Raw genomic sequence first — 14,193 nt, 5'->3', positions numbered from 1 at the left:
ACCGCGGGGGCGAGGCGGGGTATTGCAATTCTCTGGCGCGTGACGCAGGCTTGTAATAGAGCTGGGAGGATGGACGGTTATGCCCACACACGAGGTGACGAATCAGGTTCCGCCGATGGTGGATTTCGACGCGGCCGAGCAGCCGGTGATCCTGGAGGCGTTGCGCAGAGCGGGGGCCGAATCGGCCATCGACGACGTGCGCGCGGTCGGCAAGGTCGCGGGCAGCGCCGAGGCGCAGGCGCTCGGCGACCTGGCCGAGGCGCACCCGCCGGTGTTGCGGACCCACGACCGCTACGGGCACCGGATCGATGAGGTCGAGTACGACCCGAGCTATCACCGGTTGATGGAGTACGCGGTCGGCTTCGGCCTGCACGCCGCGCCGTGGGCGGACCGCGGCCCGAGCCCGCACCTGGTCCGCGCGGCGAAGATGAGCGTGTGGAGCCAGGTCGACGCGGGCCACGGTTGCCCGATCTCGATGACCTACGCCGTGGTCCCCGCGTTGCGCGCCAACCCCGAACTCGCGGCGCAGTACGAGCCGCTGCTCGTCGCCAAGGAATACGACCCCGGTCTGCGCGTGCCGTCGACCAAACGCGGACTGATCGCGGGCATGTCGATGACCGAGAAGCAGGGTGGCTCCGACGTCCGCGCGAACACCACGGCCGCGGTGCCGAACGCGGACGGCACCTACCGCATCACCGGGCACAAGTGGTTCACCTCGGCGCCGATGTCGGACTTCTTCCTCGTCCTCGCGCAGGCGCCGGGCGGACTGTCGTGTTTCTTCGTCCCGCGCGTGCTGCCCGACGGCACCCGCAACACCTTCAACTTGCAGCGCCTGAAGGACAAACTCGGCAACCACTCCAACGCGAGCAGCGAGGTCGAGTACGACGACACCGTCGGCTGGCTGGTCGGCGCGGAAGGCCGCGGCGTCCCGACGATCATCGAGATGGTGAACCTGACCAGGCTCGACTGCACGCTGGGGTCGGCCTCCGGAATGCGGGCGGGCGTCGCCATGGCCGTGCACCACGCCACCCATCGCCGCGCCTTCGGCGCGCACCTGATCGACCAGCCGCTGATGCGCAATGTGCTCGCCGACCTGGCGCTGGAGGCCGAAGGGGCGACCACGGTCGCGCTGTGGCTCGCCGAGGTGACCGATCGGGCCGTGGCCGGTGACGAGACCGCCGACCGACTGCGCCGGATCGCGCTGGCGGTCAGCAAGTACTACGTCTGCAAGCGCGGTCCGATCCACGCGGCCGAAGCCCTGGAATGCCTCGGCGGCAACGGGTACGTCGAGGAATCGCGGATGCCGAGGCTGTACCGGGAGGCGCCGCTGATGTCGGTGTGGGAGGGCTCGGGCAACGTCGCCGCGCTCGACACGCTGCGCGCGCTGGCCAAACAGCCGGAGGCCCTCGGCGTCTTCTTCGACGAGGTCGAGCAGGCTCGCGGCGCGGACGCCCGGCTCGACGCCGCGATCGGCGCGCTGCGCGACCAGTTCGCCGACTTCGACACGATCCAGTACCGCGCCCGCCGTGTGGTCGGCGAGATGGCGCAGGTGCTGCAAGGCTCGCTGCTGGTGCGCTACGGACATCCCGCCGTCGCCGACGGCTTCGCCGCCAGCAGGCTCGGCCGCGATCACGGCGACGTCTTCGGAACACTGCCGCACGGCGTCGACACCGGGTCCATCATCGAACGCGTGACGCCCAAGCTCTGATTCCCCCAATCGAAAGGGACTTTCCCGTTGCCCGACTACACCGACCACGCCGGTACTCGCCCCGCCGCCTGGTACGAAGGCCTGACCGAAGGCAAGGACTCGCTGTTCGCCGACCGGGAACAGGCGCCCGCCGACATCCGGTATCGGACGCTGACCTACGAGGTCACCGACCGGGTCGCCCGCATCACCTTCGACCGTCCCGACCACGGCAACGCGATCACCGCGGACACCCCGATCGAACTCGCCGCGGCGGTCGAGCGGGCAGATCTGGACCCGCGCGTGCACGTGATCCTGGTGTCCGGGCGCGGCAAGGGCTTCTGCGGCGGTTACGACCTGTCGATCTTCGCGGAGAACGGCTTCGCACCGGACGCCGGCGCGGCGCCGGTGGACGGCACGGTCCTCGATCCCGCCGTGCAGGCGCGCAACCACAATCCCTGGGGCACCTGGGATCCGATGGTCGACTATCAGATGATGAGCCGCTTCAACCGCGGCTTCTCCAGCCTGCTGCACGCCAACAAGCCGACAGTGGCCAAGCTGCACGGTTTCGCGGTGGCGGGCGGCACCGACATCGCGCTGTTCGCCGATCAGATCATCTGCGCCGACGACACCAAGATCGGCTACCCGCCCACCCGCGTCTGGGGCATTCCGGCGGCGGGCATGTGGGCGCATCGGCTCGGCGATCAGCTCGCCAAGCGGCTGCTGTTCACCGGCGACTGCATCAGCGGCAAGCAGGCCGCCGACTGGGGCCTGGCCGTCGAATCCTGCCCCGCCGACGAGCTCGACGAACGCACCGAAGCGCTGGTCGCCCGCATCGCCAGGATGCCGGTCAACCAGCTCATCATGGCCAAGCTCGCGCTCAACAGCGCGCTGCTCGCGCAGGGCGTGGCCAACTCGGGAATGGTCAGCACCGTGTTCGACGGCATCTCCCGGCACACCCGCGAGGGCTACGCCTTCCAGTTGCGCTCGGCCACCGTCGGCTTCCGCGAGGCGGTGCGCGAGCGCGACGAACCCTACGGCGACTGGAAGCGCGCGCAGTTCCGGTCCGGCGAGGAGAGCGCCGAGGGCTGACACCTCAGTCCGGCAGTTGGCGCATCTCCAGCAGGGTCAGGCCGAGGTTGTCGATCATCGCGAGAACCGCGCGCATCGCGGTCGGATCGGGCACGGGTCCGAACAGCGAGGTGGTGCCGCTGCGCGACGGTGCGACGTCGAGGTCGGGAAAGGCGGCCAGTGCGCGGTCGGACAGTTCGCCGTCGATGATGAACTGGTACCTGGTCAGGACCGCCATGGCTCTCCTTCCACTGCGCGATGGTCGAGTCTGGCGCGCCGAGCGCGCGGCTGGCCTCACACGCCGCGGATGAGATTTCCGGAGACCGCAGGGGTCCTCAGAGCACGCCGCTGCGCCGTGCGAAATCCAGCGCGGCGACGCGGGAATTCGCACCGAATTTCGCGTAGATCGAACGCAGATGCGTTTTGACGGTATTGATGGAGACCCCGAGATCCCCGGCGATCTGCTGCGCGGTCCGGCCGGACGGAAGGTGTTTGAGGACGGTCAATTCGGCATCCGTCAGCGCCGGGTGAGTCGAGCGCCGGGCGGTATTGCGATTTCGCCGGACGAGATCACCGAATTCGTCGAGCCGACCCCATCGGCCCGCGTAGACATCGAGCAGTTCGATCGCGTTCGGAACGTCGAGAAAAGGACGGACCAGGTGATCGGCGGCGGCGTGCCGCAACGCGTTCTCCAGGCCGGTCCGCGCCTTCGCGCGATTGCCGCTCGCGTGCTGCGCGGACGAGTACAGCAACCAGCCGGTGACCAGGGTGGAGGGACGCGCGTCGTTCGCACCGTCGAGCAACGGTTCGACGAGCGCCAGCACGGCCTGACTGTGCCCGGCCGCCTCGGCGACCGCCGCGCGCGCCACGGTGACATCGGGCAGGTCGCCGAGCAGCCGCTGCCCCCGCTCGGCGAGCAGCTGCGCGGCCAATGGCTCGGACACGCTCAGCAGCGCCCACACCACGTGCGGGACGACGGTGGCGGTCGCGGCGGGGACGGTGTCCTTGTCGAGCAGCAGCTGTGTGGCGCGGCGCAGGTCGTCGACGGCCGTGCGCCGGTCGGCGCCCTGTTCGACGGCGAGCAGCAGCCCGACCACGTAGCCGTGCCAGCCGGCGAGCGGGCTCTCGGATCCGTCCTGCACCGCGTGCTGGGACAGGGCCGCCGCGATATGGCTCGGATCCGGTTCCTCGCCGCGCAGGTAGGCGGCCAGTCCGGCGGCGGTCATGGCCTGCGCCGCGTCCGGTGTGCCGAGCAGGCCGTGCTCGGCGGCCAGAGCCAGCGCCCGACCGGCCCGGTCGCGCATCGCGGCAGTGGCCTCACGTCCGCAGGCGATGAAAGTCAGGCGGGTCAGTGCGCGCAGCGCGAGCCGCGGGTGGCCCGCGTGCAGTGCCAGGGCCAGTCCGCGGGACAGCACCTCCTCGGCTCGGCCGAGCTGTTCGCCGACCATCAGCGCGGTGGCCGACTGAATCGCCAGATAGCAGTCGATATCGGGATTGCCGGTCGGCGGCGCGGCGGCCACGGCGAGGTCACCCGCCACCATCCCGGTCGCGGCCGCCGCGTCCACCGTCGCGGCCACGGTGAGCGCGTCGATCCAGTGCGCGGGCACGAACGACGGGCGGCTGCCGCGCGAGCCGGCGACGTCGAGGTAGGCCTGCGCGTCGGCGGCGCTGCCGTGGAAAAGCGCGTCGAGGACGCGGAGCAACCAGACGAAAGGGTCGTCCAGCATGCTCGGCCGGGCGCGCTGAAGCTCGCCGAACAGCGCGGCGCCGTCCCCGTCGAGGACCATCGTCGTCCCGTGTTCGACGAGTAGATTGCGCAGGTGTCGTGGGTCGCCGACGGCGAGCAGATGGGTCAGCGCCTGGCGTGGCAGCCCGGCGCGGCGCAGCGCGTTCGCGGTCCGCAGGTGCAGTTCGGCGCGGGCCTGCGCGCCGAGCCGGTTCACCTCGGCGAGGAAGTACGCCCGCAGCATCGGGTGGTAGCTGAACCAGACCTCGCCGCCGCGCACGATCGAGCTGACCGGGAAGTTCATCCGGTCCAGCTCGTAGAGCGTGTGCGTGGCGCCGCCGCCGATCAGCTCGTCGGCCATCTTCTCGGTGAACGAGGCGGGCACGCTGGTGTAGGTGACGAACAGCCGCACGGACGTCGGCAGGGCGCCGATCAGCTCGCCGACCAGGAAGTCGGACACCGCGCGCGGCGGCCGGGCCAAGACGCCGAGCGCCGCGGCGCGGTCGGGGTTCGCGACCAGGCACATCGCGGTGATGCGGACCAGCGCCGCCCACCCGTGGGTCAGGTCGAGGACCGTGGCGAGCTCGGCGTCGTCCAGTTCGCAGTGGTGTTCGCGGCACAGCGCGGCGACCTCCGTGCTCGTCATCGCGAGGTCGGCGGCGCCCCACCGGGTCGATCGTTCGGTCAGCCCGAGCAGATGCCAGTGCAGCGGCGGATCGAAGCGACCGGAGACCACGGTGGTGACCGTCGGCGGCGCGTGCAGCAGGAAGTGTTCCAGCCCAGCCAGTGCGAGCGGCTCGGCGACCAGGTGGGCGTCATCGATGACGATCACCGTCGGCGTTCCGCGCGCGGTCAGAGCCTCGACGAGATGGGCCGCGTCGAAATCGGGAGCGTCGACGGTTCGGCGCTGCGGCGGGTTCGGCAGACCGAGCTGATCGCGCAGCGTCTGCCACAGCGAGAGGCCGGGCGCGGGATGCTCGGACACCGAGATCCAGCCGAGCGCGGGTCGTCGCGACGTCCGCGCCCACAGTCGGCTCGCCCAGTCGGCGAGCAGGACGGTCTTGCCGCTTCCGGCGGGCGAGCAAATCAACAGCACTCGGTGCTCGTCGCTGTCGACGATGGCGTCGAGTCGCTCGATCAGCGTCGTCCTGGCGATCTGCGCGGATGAGAACGACGGCATTTCCGCGGGAATTCCGTCGCCGTCGGCGGAGTGTGAACGTAGATCGGGCCCGTGCGAGATGGTCACCGTGCCTCCTGGACCGACTGCCACTGGCGTGTCATTGCCGCGGTGTGATGTGTATCACCGGCCGCGTGCGAGGCTTGCGTTGTTCCCCAACGGAAGAGGAGACACGATGGAAATCCTCGATCTCGGTTCCGCCATCTTCGACCTGGTCGACACGGTGGTCGGAGCCGTCGCGGATCTCATCGCCATTGCCACCGGCTCGGCGTGAACGAGTTCCCGGAGCGCGGGGAGGGGTGCGCCCCTCCCCGCGTCCGCGTCACTCCTTCGCGCGGAAAGCGTTGGTGCGGTGGGAGTACAGGTTCAACAGGCCGAGCACCTGCCCCTCGGAGACGAGCGGGTGACAGTACACCGACCGTATGTCGAGTTCGCGCAGGTGGGCGCAGTAAGCGCGCCAACGCGATTCCGCGGCGAGGTCGGCGATCGAGATCCTTTTGTGCCGCCGGATGACGTCCATGCCCGGCGAATCCGGAAAATCGACGAGGGCCTGCTCCACTGTCGCGGCCTGTCGATCCGAGCAACCGACGACCTCGAAGCCGTCGAGTCCCCAGGCCGAGATGCCGACCAAGGGGTGATCGGGCAGCAGGCGCGCTATGTTCGCGGCGGCCTGCGCGGGTATCGCCGAGGTCTTGTTCGGGAAAAGAGTGACTGAACCGGGGAAATTCGTCGTGATGGGTCGGGTATCGAGCATTCGGACACCTCACTCCACGGCGCGCACCGGCGGCAGGGCCCAAGGGGCCGACCTGCTGGTGTCTCCGGACGCGCCGACTTGCTGACCACCTGTGCAGCTGCCGCGTTGGCAGCGTCGCATCGCCCGTCCCCCGAACGGGCGCCTGCCACCGGTGTTCGACCGGTGGCGGCGTGAACGGTTGCGCGCCTGGGTTTCTCGTAACCGCCGCCCAGGTTTTCCGGAGAGAACCGTTCACCTTCACGCGGGCCACGTGCCGCCGAGCGGCCTTGTGACGGCCACCACATTAACACCGGCTGGTCGGTTCGAGTCGAGGTTTTTCACGTTCGATTCTGGACGGCCGGTTCAGGCGGGTGCCCCGGCACGATTACCCGCGGCCCTGCGTCATCTGTCTCAGTCAGGTCGCCCCAGGGTTCCTCGAACAGGCGCGAGGGGTCGCGGCGTCGGCCTGGTCCCGCGGCTGGTCGCGCCACGTCTGCTTCGCCGCGCCGCCGGACCGGATTCGGGATGCGCTGGAAGGCGGTCGTCTCTTGGCGGGCTCGGGCTGTTGGCCTTGTCACGGATGAAAAGGGCTGTGCCACAACGGGAAACAACGTATTCTGCTGGTCAGGTCCCGCGCGGCCGACCGCAACGAGGCGTTTGTATCCAGTAACCAACTTTCGGTCGTTCTTTCTCGCGATTGCCCAGTGACAGCGCCCGCTCCGCCGCCCGATACTCGCAGCATCGGTTGATGGCTACTGCACGGCAACGTTGCTGGCGGAACGGAGTGGACATGTCGCTCGCACACCCCTGTCCGGACAACGGGCCGCTCGGCCACGGCGGTGACGCCGGAGTAGTCGCGAGATTCACCGACCGTGCCCTGCGCCGCTTCGCCCAGACCGTCGAAGGGCTTCCCGAGGCCACGATGGAAGAGATTCTCGCGGTGGTGGACCTGTTCCGTATCGCCGAAGGTGTGCACGTCGGCGTGCGAGACGTCTGAGGTCCGACTACGACGCCGGGTGACGCGCGCCATCGGCGGGCGAGTGCGGGCGCGCGCTATCGCCTCCGTTCGGGGAAGCGCCGACGGGCGGGCCGTCACCGATGGCAGTCGCGACGAGCCGTTCGCCATTGGGTGGATCGAGTTCCGCGGGCACGCCGAGAACAGGGGACAGGTCGATGCTCTGCCCCGGCCCCAGGACTCGGAAGCCGCGGTCGGTGCAGAAACGGTCGAAATCGGTAGCGGCGGTGAACGATCCGTACATCAGCCGGACTCGACCGGCGGCCGCTCGATCGGCGGCGTACCGCAGCAGGCTCGCGCCGACGCCCGCGCCACGGAACTCCGGCTCCACCGCGAGCACGCCCACCTTCATCAGGCCGACGAGCGCGCGCGCCTGCGCGGCGGTGCCCCACGGCTGGAAGCGGTGCACCACCAAGGCGTCGGGCCCGGCGAAGAGTCCGCCGATGACGACGCGATCGCACTGGGCCACCAGGACCAGGCTGCGCGCGGCGACCGCACCGGCCAGCTCGCCCTTGCCCGCGGCCGCCGAGATCGCGCGAACGCCCGAGGGCGCCATGGCGGAGGCGAGCAGACCGCGCCGCTGTGCCTGCGCCAGCTCCCGGCCGTAGCCGCCGAGCGGAGTGTCGCCGATCCCCGCCAGTGCGCACCACCGCGGGTAGTTGGCCTCGATCTCGGCCGCCGACGCGTACGAGATCGTCACTCGCGCTGGTGAACCCATGTGCACAACCCCTTTTAGCTCCGTGGGACCGGCCGTCGGCGCCGCGAGGACCTGATCTTCGCCGGGCGCGTCGCACGGTGCGCGCTCGGTCACGGTGTAGACCGCTTCGGGTCGTGGCGCCGACCTGGCGCCACTCAGTGTACGGTTGTGCACCCACTCCCGCGCATGCGGGTCAGCTCACCAGTCCTCGGCGGGTCAGCAGCGGTTCGATCTCCGGGGCGCGGCCGCGGAAGGACGCGAAGGCCGCGAGCGGATCCACCGAACCGCCGCGGGACAGCAGTTCGCGCCGGAAGGTCTCGCCCTTCTCACGGATGGGTGCGGCGCCGTCCTCGAACCACTGCACGGTGTCGGCGTCCAATACCTCCTCGCTCCAGATGTAGGAGTATTGACGTCCTCTCCGGTCTGAAGGTCGGAGATTCCTGCCAGCGCCATCGCGGGCACTCTGGGTGGGTTCCTGTTTCACGGGGACTTGCTTTCCGCTAGGCGGAAAGGCTGAGGGTCCCTCCGCAGGCGTTTAGCCACTCCGCCCGTCCGGCGGCGTGGATGTTTGCGGCGGCATTCACATCCCGGTCGTGGGTTGCGCCGCACGCGCACCTCCACTCCCGCACCGATAGTGGTTTCGGCCCGTCGATCGCCCCGCACTGCGAGCACAGCCGACTCGACGGGAAGAACCGATCCACTTTCCCGAAATACCGACCGTATCGGGCGGCTTTCTCCTCCAACATCCGAGTGAACATCGCCCACCCGGCATCATGCACCGACTTCGCCAACCTCGTGCGGGCCAGACCTTTCACGCACAGGTCCTCGACGAACACCGCTTGGTTGTCGCGGATGATCGTCGTGGACTGCTTGTGCGCCCAATCCCGGCGCCGGTCGGCCACCTTCGCATGCGCCTTGGCCACCCTTCGCCGTGCCTTGGCGCGGTTGGCGGAGCCCTTCCGTCTGCGCGACAAAGCTTTCTGCGCCTTGCGCAACCGGCGTTCGGCTTGCCGCAGGAACCTCGGCGAGTCGATACGTTTGCCGTTCGACAGCACAGCGAAGGTGGACAAGCCCAGATCGATACCGACCTCACCGTCGGTCGGCGGCAGCGGCTGATCATCAGTCGCCACCACGAACGACGCGAAATACCGTCCCGCGCTGTCTTTCACGATCGTCACCGAGGAGGCCTCCGATGGCAGGCCCCGCGACCAGCGCACAGAGACGTCCCCGATCTTCGGGAGCCGCAGCTTGCCGCCTGTTGTGACCGTGAACCTCGCGTTGCGCGTGAACCTGATCGCTTGCCGGTTGTCCTTGCGGGACCGGAACCGCGGTGATCCGATCTTCGGCCCCTTACGTCGGCCAGTGATCGAGGCGAAGAAATTGCGGTAGGCGGTGTTCAGGTCTGCGACCGCTTGTTGCAAAACCACCGACGACACTTCCGACAGCCAGGCCCGCTCCGGTGTCTTCTTCGACTCGGTCAGCTGTTTCGACAGCTGGGCATCCGACACGGGCGGCAGCCCCGCCCGGTGCGCGGTCATCCGAGCGGCGAGCGCGTCGTTGAACACCACCCGCGCGCACCCGAACGCCTTCGCCAACGACCGCTGTTGTCCCACGGTGGGGTAGAGGCGATAGTTGTACCGCAGCTGCACACCCCCACCTTTCCGTCGGCCGATGACCGAACACGATAGCCATACGCACCGGCAGATTCTGTGGTTTCGTGCTCCACGCCCATTTGGTTTCGTCACCAAATATCGGAATCGCGCGTTCACCGACCAGCACCTGGCCCGGATCGCGCAGAACATGCGGGACGTGTGCGCCGACTGCGAATGTGAGCCGGTGGGATTCAACGGTGAAACCGACCATGTTCACCTGATCGTGAACGTGCCGCCCCCAAGCTCGCGCCCTCGAAGCTGGTGAACCTCCTCAAAGGCGTCTCCTCGCGCATGCTGCGGCAAACAGTTCCCGACCTGGCTCGCCACTACTGGCAAGCGAAACGCCTGTGGTCGGGGTCCGGCTTCGCCGGATCGGTCGGTGGCGCAACAATTTTCGTTCTCCGCCAGTTCATCGAACAGCGGCAACAACCGGTTTAGAGCACGCTCAGGCCCTGGCAGCCCTCCCGCGTGAGCCTTCACCAACGCCCTGAAGGGCGGCACACTGGCCCACGCCTGGTAGCCCGCCGAAGTATCCCCCGCAACGGTTTTCGATGTCACCTGCCGCAGACGGTGAGTCGCGGGGTCGGTCGGCCGTAGTGATACGAGTTCTAGTCGGATGTGAGGTGTGTAACAACTGATCGCTTCCGGTCGAATAGCTCTGCGGCGCCGCTGGATTGCGGTGCGAAGCAATGGGGTCGGTATCCGAATCAGCTGAACCCGGTTGCCTGTCATGAATGTTGCGATCAGGAAGGGGCTGTCAGCTGTGACTTCTCCGATGCTGTCGAAGGGCCAGAACGTTCCGCTGCCAGACGATGTCGATCGCATCGATGTCGTGATCGGATGGACCGAATCGGAGATCGAAGTCGATGCGTCCGCGCTATTGCTCGGAGCCGACCGACGGGTCGGTTCCGATGCCGACTTCATCTTCTACAACCAACCGGAGTCGACCGATGGGTCGGTCCGGTTCCTCGGTACCAGTGCGACCGAGGAGGGGGCGCAGGCTCGGATCGCGATCGATCTGTCGGCTGTGCCGGTCAACGTCCACACGGTTGCGCTCGCGGGCAGCGTCGGCATCGGGACGTTCGGGGATCTCGGCAAACTCGCTCTCCGGGTGGTCGACGCTGCCGGATTGTCGCTGGCGGAGTATGTGACTGCGGACGCGACCATGGAGTCGGCCTTCGTCTTCGGCGAGATCTACCGCCGCGGCGGCGAGTGGAAGGTCCGCGCTGTCGGGCAGGGGTGGGAGTCGGGACTGGCGGGTCTGGCCAAGGACTTCGGTGTCGACGTCGATGACGCCGAACCCGAAACGGGCGACGCCGAACTGGATGCCGCACCGGCGAGCGAGCCGGAAACTGCCATGCCCGTCGAACCAGTTTCCGCTGAGCCCGGGGGCCAGCCGCAGCAGGCACCCGCAGCAGGAGCCCGGACCAGCGGAAGGGGTCGAGGTGTAAGAACGGCTAAACGGGCGTTGAAGAAGGCCAAGCCCCTCGAGTTCAAGCTCGCTGAGCTCGACACCTGGCAACCGGCTCGACTGTTCTCGGTGGTCGGTGTCGGCGCGGGGGAGGAGCAGGAGCGCCGCGCCACATCGGCACTGATCGGTACGATGCAGGCTGTCCGGCCGTTCGCACGCGCGGTGTGCGCCAGGATGGGCGCCCCGGTCGGCGCGTTCGAGGGGTACGTCGAGGTGCAATACGAACGCGGTGAATCGAAGGTGATACCGGACGCCGTCCTGAAGGTGTCGCGAGGTAGTCGGGTGTGGACCGGACTACTCGAGGTCAAGACCGGAAACGGCAAGCTCAAACGTGATCAGCTCGAGAGCTACCTGGATGTGGCGCGCAAAAAGAAGTACGACGCGGTAGTCAGCTTGTCGAACGACGTCCCTGCAAGCCCGGGTGAACTCCCGGTCGAGGTCGACCGCCGCAAGCTGGCCAAAGTGGCCTTACGGCACCTGTCTTGGGCGGAAGTGGCGCACGAAGCCCGAATGTTGCTCTCGCACGGCGGCATCGACAACGAGTTGCAGGCCTGGCTGCTCGGTGAGTTCTTGCGCTATCTCGACCACCCGCGCTCAGGGGCGACCGAGTTCGTCGACATGGGTCGGCACTGGGTGGCGGTTCGGGATTCGGTGACGGCGGGTACTTTGCGCGCGGGTGATCAGAAGGCCTTGACGGTCGCGGACACGTGGGTGTCGTTGTCGCGGCACCTCGCCCTGCGATTGACCGCCGAACTCGGCGTCACGGTCAAGCACGTCCTGCCCCGGCGTCACCGCGCGGATCCGGCCGCCCGCAACGCCGCTGTCGCGGAGCGGCTCGCGGCGGACGGCACGTTCGAAGCCGTGCTGCGCATCCCTGATACCGCGGGAGATCTGGTCGTCATCGCCGACGTACGCACGAACAAGGTTCGCTGCCGCACGGTTCTCGACGCGCCGAACGAGGGGTCGTCCGGTCGCCGCATGTCGTGGTTGATCAGGCAACTGGAGGATGCCCCCGGCGACGTGCAGGTCGAGGCCGTGTTCTCGGAGCGCGGCAACGAGGCCTGCGAGCACCTCGCGACGGTGCGCGCGAATCCGAAAGCGCTGACCGACGGTCGTTCGGGTTCGATCGTGTCGTTCTCGTTGGAGCAGACCTTCCCGATGGGCAACCGGCGAGCCGGTACCGCGGCCAGTTTCATCTCCAGCGTCACCTCGGCGACCGACGCGTTCTACGGGTCGGTGGTGCAGCCGTTGCGCGGATGGGTGCCCGCCGCACCCAAACAGCCGGAGCAAATGCAGTCCGAGGCCGCAGTATCCCCAGAGTGATGCGTCTGGCCTCGGAACGACAGCGCCGTCGGGTGTGGGGACGCGCGGCTATCGTGGAGGCGTGGGCATCATCGGCGAGCTGTTCGGCAACAAGCTGAACGACGAGGGCAGTGAGGACAGCGACGGGCAGCTGCACGAGCCGCGCGTCGCCGTGGATCTGGACGCGGGCGTGATCCGGCTGTCCGCCGCGCGGACGAACGAAGACGAGACCACCGACTGACTCCGCTGGTCCGCCGCCGAGCTGTGCTGGTCGGCTGGCTCGCGGTGGACGCACTCTGGCGGCCCCGCGCCTCACGCCCCTCGAGCTGAGCACAGTTGAGGGCAGTTGTCTGCCTCGGCGCACTGGCCGTGCCGTCGATCTGCCGATGGGTCTGCCGTCATTCTGCCGACTATTGCGCCGTCGATCTGCCGACGCTGTAGCCGTTGATCTGCCGACGGATCTGCCGTCATTCTGCCGACCGCTGCGCCGTCATTCTGCCGACGACTCTCCGTTCGGTGGACGCAGCGCGACCCTCACCCGGATGGGAGACCGGCGGCCGGCGCAAGGTCGGTGTGGTCGAGGGGCGTGGGACTCTCAGGTGGTTTCGGCGAGGGCGGGGCGGGGCTGGCGGCGGGTGAGGAGCCAGCCGACGGCGGTGGCGAGGGGGAACATGAGGACGCCGTAAACCGCTGCGGGGACGGCCATTTCGGTGCTGTCCAGGACGCTGATGGCGATGGTGATCGCGATGGTGCTGTTGTGGATGCCCACTTCCATCGAGCAGGCGATGGCTTGGCGGTCGGAGACGCCGAGCCAACGGGGGAGGAAGTAGCCCGCGGTCAGGCTGACGAGGCAGAACAGGGTGGTGACCGCGCCGACGTCGACGGCGTAGTCGACCAGGTTGTCGCGCTCGGCGACCATGGTGCCGACGACCACCAGCATCAATGTCAGCGCCGAGCCGATGCGCACCGGCCGATCCATCCGGTCGGCGAACCCGCTCGACAGCCGCCGCACCACCATCCCGATCGCGACCGGAACCAGCACGATCGCGAACACTTGCACGACTTTGCCGAATTGCAGGCCGACCGTGCCAGCGCCCTCGTCGGGATCGAAGTAGTCGATGGCGAAGTTGGTCACCAGCGGCACCGTGGCCACCGCGATGATCGAATTGACCGCGGTGAGAGACACATTCAGCGCGACATCGCCGCGGAACAGATGGCTGAAGAGGTTCGCGGTGGTCCCGCCCGGCGAGGACGCGAGCAGCATCATGCCGACCGCGAGGATCGGCGGCAGGTCGAACAACAGCACCAATCCGAAGGCGACGATCGGCAAGACCACGAGCTGGCAGGCGAGCGCGATCGCCACGGTCTTCGGGTTTCGGGCGATGCGGGTGAAGTCCGCGACCGTCAGCGACAGCCCGAGGCCGAACATGATCACGGCCAAAGCCACTGGCAGACCGACGGATACGAGCGGAGAGTCCATATTCTTCCTCAGCATTCGCGGGCCGAAGCCCACATCTGAGACCAATTCGTCTCAGAATGAATGGAGGGTAGCGGTCTGTGACCTAGGTCGCAACCAATTCGGCCGCGCCGACCCCGCCACGCCGGTCGACGGACGAACCCCTCCCGACCGGTCGGAAGGGGTTCGCGACAAGGCCAGCGGCGCGG

Annotated in this window: 12 protein-coding genes and 1 pseudogene; 6 read left to right on the top strand and 7 right to left on the bottom strand. The window is 68.2% G+C overall.

The features are described from left to right. Nucleotides 1–79: 79 nt before the first annotated feature. Nucleotides 80–1,708: an acyl-CoA dehydrogenase family protein gene (locus ABZV58_RS16765; RefSeq protein ID WP_355001000.1), complete on the top strand. Its 1,629-nt coding sequence runs from the start codon at nt 80–82 to the stop codon at nt 1,706–1,708. A 27-nt stretch (nt 1,709–1,735) separates the two neighbouring features. Next, complete coding sequence (locus ABZV58_RS16760; RefSeq protein WP_355000999.1) at nt 1,736–2,776, top strand: crotonase/enoyl-CoA hydratase family protein; 1,041 nt, start codon at nt 1,736–1,738, stop codon at nt 2,774–2,776. 4 nt (nt 2,777–2,780) lie between these two features. Here the strand turns inward: ABZV58_RS16760 and ABZV58_RS16755 are convergent, their stop codons facing one another. From ABZV58_RS16755 to ABZV58_RS16745, 3 genes are all read right to left on the bottom strand, one after another. Next, on the bottom strand, nt 2,781–2,993 hold the full coding sequence (locus ABZV58_RS16755; protein WP_355000998.1) for a hypothetical protein: 213 nt from the start codon (nt 2,991–2,993) through the stop codon (nt 2,781–2,783). Nucleotides 2,994–3,090: 97 nt separating this feature from the next. Continuing rightward, nucleotides 3,091–5,727: a LuxR C-terminal-related transcriptional regulator gene (locus ABZV58_RS16750; protein ID WP_355000997.1), complete on the bottom strand. Its 2,637-nt coding sequence runs from the start codon at nt 5,725–5,727 to the stop codon at nt 3,091–3,093. Between the two features lie 253 nt (nt 5,728–5,980). Then, nucleotides 5,981–6,412: a GAF domain-containing protein gene (locus ABZV58_RS16745; protein ID WP_355000996.1), complete on the bottom strand. Its 432-nt coding sequence runs from the start codon at nt 6,410–6,412 to the stop codon at nt 5,981–5,983. A 769-nt stretch (nt 6,413–7,181) separates the two neighbouring features. Here ABZV58_RS16745 and ABZV58_RS16740 point away from each other — a divergent pair. Next, the gene (locus ABZV58_RS16740; RefSeq protein ID WP_355000995.1) at nt 7,182–7,388 is read left to right on the top strand and encodes a hypothetical protein; all 207 of its coding nucleotides are present in this window, start codon (nt 7,182–7,184) and stop codon (nt 7,386–7,388) included. Between the two features lie 7 nt (nt 7,389–7,395). Here ABZV58_RS16740 and ABZV58_RS16735 read toward each other — a convergent pair whose 3' ends face one another. The 3 genes from ABZV58_RS16735 to ABZV58_RS16725 all read right to left on the bottom strand — a co-directional run bounded on the left by ABZV58_RS16735 (nt 7,396) and on the right by ABZV58_RS16725 (nt 9,752). Further along, nucleotides 7,396–8,124 (bottom strand): hypothetical protein, encoded by a 729-nt coding sequence (locus tag ABZV58_RS16735; protein ID WP_355000994.1) that lies wholly within the window; start codon nt 8,122–8,124, stop codon nt 7,396–7,398. Between the two features lie 172 nt (nt 8,125–8,296). Further along, complete coding sequence (locus ABZV58_RS16730; RefSeq protein ID WP_355000993.1) at nt 8,297–8,587, bottom strand: M3 family metallopeptidase; 291 nt, start codon at nt 8,585–8,587, stop codon at nt 8,297–8,299. A 16-nt stretch (nt 8,588–8,603) separates the two neighbouring features. Beyond that, nucleotides 8,604–9,752: a transposase gene (locus ABZV58_RS16725; protein ID WP_355000992.1), complete on the bottom strand. Its 1,149-nt coding sequence runs from the start codon at nt 9,750–9,752 to the stop codon at nt 8,604–8,606. 35 nt (nt 9,753–9,787) lie between these two features. On the opposite strand from ABZV58_RS16725, the pseudogene tnpA reads away from it, so the two are divergent. The 3 genes and pseudogenes from tnpA (at nt 9,788) to ABZV58_RS16710 (ending at nt 12,769) form a co-directional block, all read left to right on the top strand. Further along, nucleotides 9,788–10,193: pseudogene (gene tnpA / locus ABZV58_RS16720) on the top strand (IS200/IS605 family transposase). A gap of 325 nt (nt 10,194–10,518) precedes the next feature. Next, complete coding sequence (locus ABZV58_RS16715) at nt 10,519–12,549, top strand: TerD family protein (protein ID WP_355000991.1); 2,031 nt, start codon at nt 10,519–10,521, stop codon at nt 12,547–12,549. A gap of 61 nt (nt 12,550–12,610) precedes the next feature. Beyond that, on the top strand, nt 12,611–12,769 hold the full coding sequence (locus ABZV58_RS16710; protein WP_355000990.1) for a hypothetical protein: 159 nt from the start codon (nt 12,611–12,613) through the stop codon (nt 12,767–12,769). A gap of 354 nt (nt 12,770–13,123) precedes the next feature. On the opposite strand, the gene ABZV58_RS16705 is transcribed toward ABZV58_RS16710, so the two are convergent. Next, nucleotides 13,124–14,008 (bottom strand): bile acid:sodium symporter family protein, encoded by an 885-nt coding sequence (locus tag ABZV58_RS16705; protein ID WP_355000989.1) that lies wholly within the window; start codon nt 14,006–14,008, stop codon nt 13,124–13,126. Between the last annotated feature and the right edge of the window lie 185 nt (nt 14,009–14,193).

The sequence above is a fragment of the Nocardia sp. NPDC004654 genome, from assembly GCF_040609595.1.
GTDB lineage: Bacteria > Actinomycetota > Actinomycetes > Mycobacteriales > Mycobacteriaceae > Nocardia.
This window is presented reverse-complemented; position numbering and strand designations above follow the sequence as displayed.

Bases quoted from the DNA above. Each gene is read 5' to 3' on its own strand.
- ABZV58_RS16765 (WP_355001000.1), top strand. From the start codon at position 80: ATGCCCACACACGAGGTGACGAATCAGGTTCCGCCGATGGTGGATTTC.
- ABZV58_RS16735 (WP_355000994.1), bottom strand. From the start codon at position 8,124: ATGGGTTCACCAGCGCGAGTGACGATCTCGTACGCGTCGGCGGCCGAG.
- ABZV58_RS16755 (WP_355000998.1), bottom strand. From the start codon at position 2,993: ATGGCGGTCCTGACCAGGTACCAGTTCATCATCGACGGCGAACTGTCC.
- ABZV58_RS16745 (WP_355000996.1), bottom strand. From the start codon at position 6,412: ATGCTCGATACCCGACCCATCACGACGAATTTCCCCGGTTCAGTCACT.
- ABZV58_RS16705 (WP_355000989.1), bottom strand. From the start codon at position 14,008: ATGGACTCTCCGCTCGTATCCGTCGGTCTGCCAGTGGCTTTGGCCGTG.
- ABZV58_RS16740 (WP_355000995.1), top strand. From the start codon at position 7,182: ATGTCGCTCGCACACCCCTGTCCGGACAACGGGCCGCTCGGCCACGGC.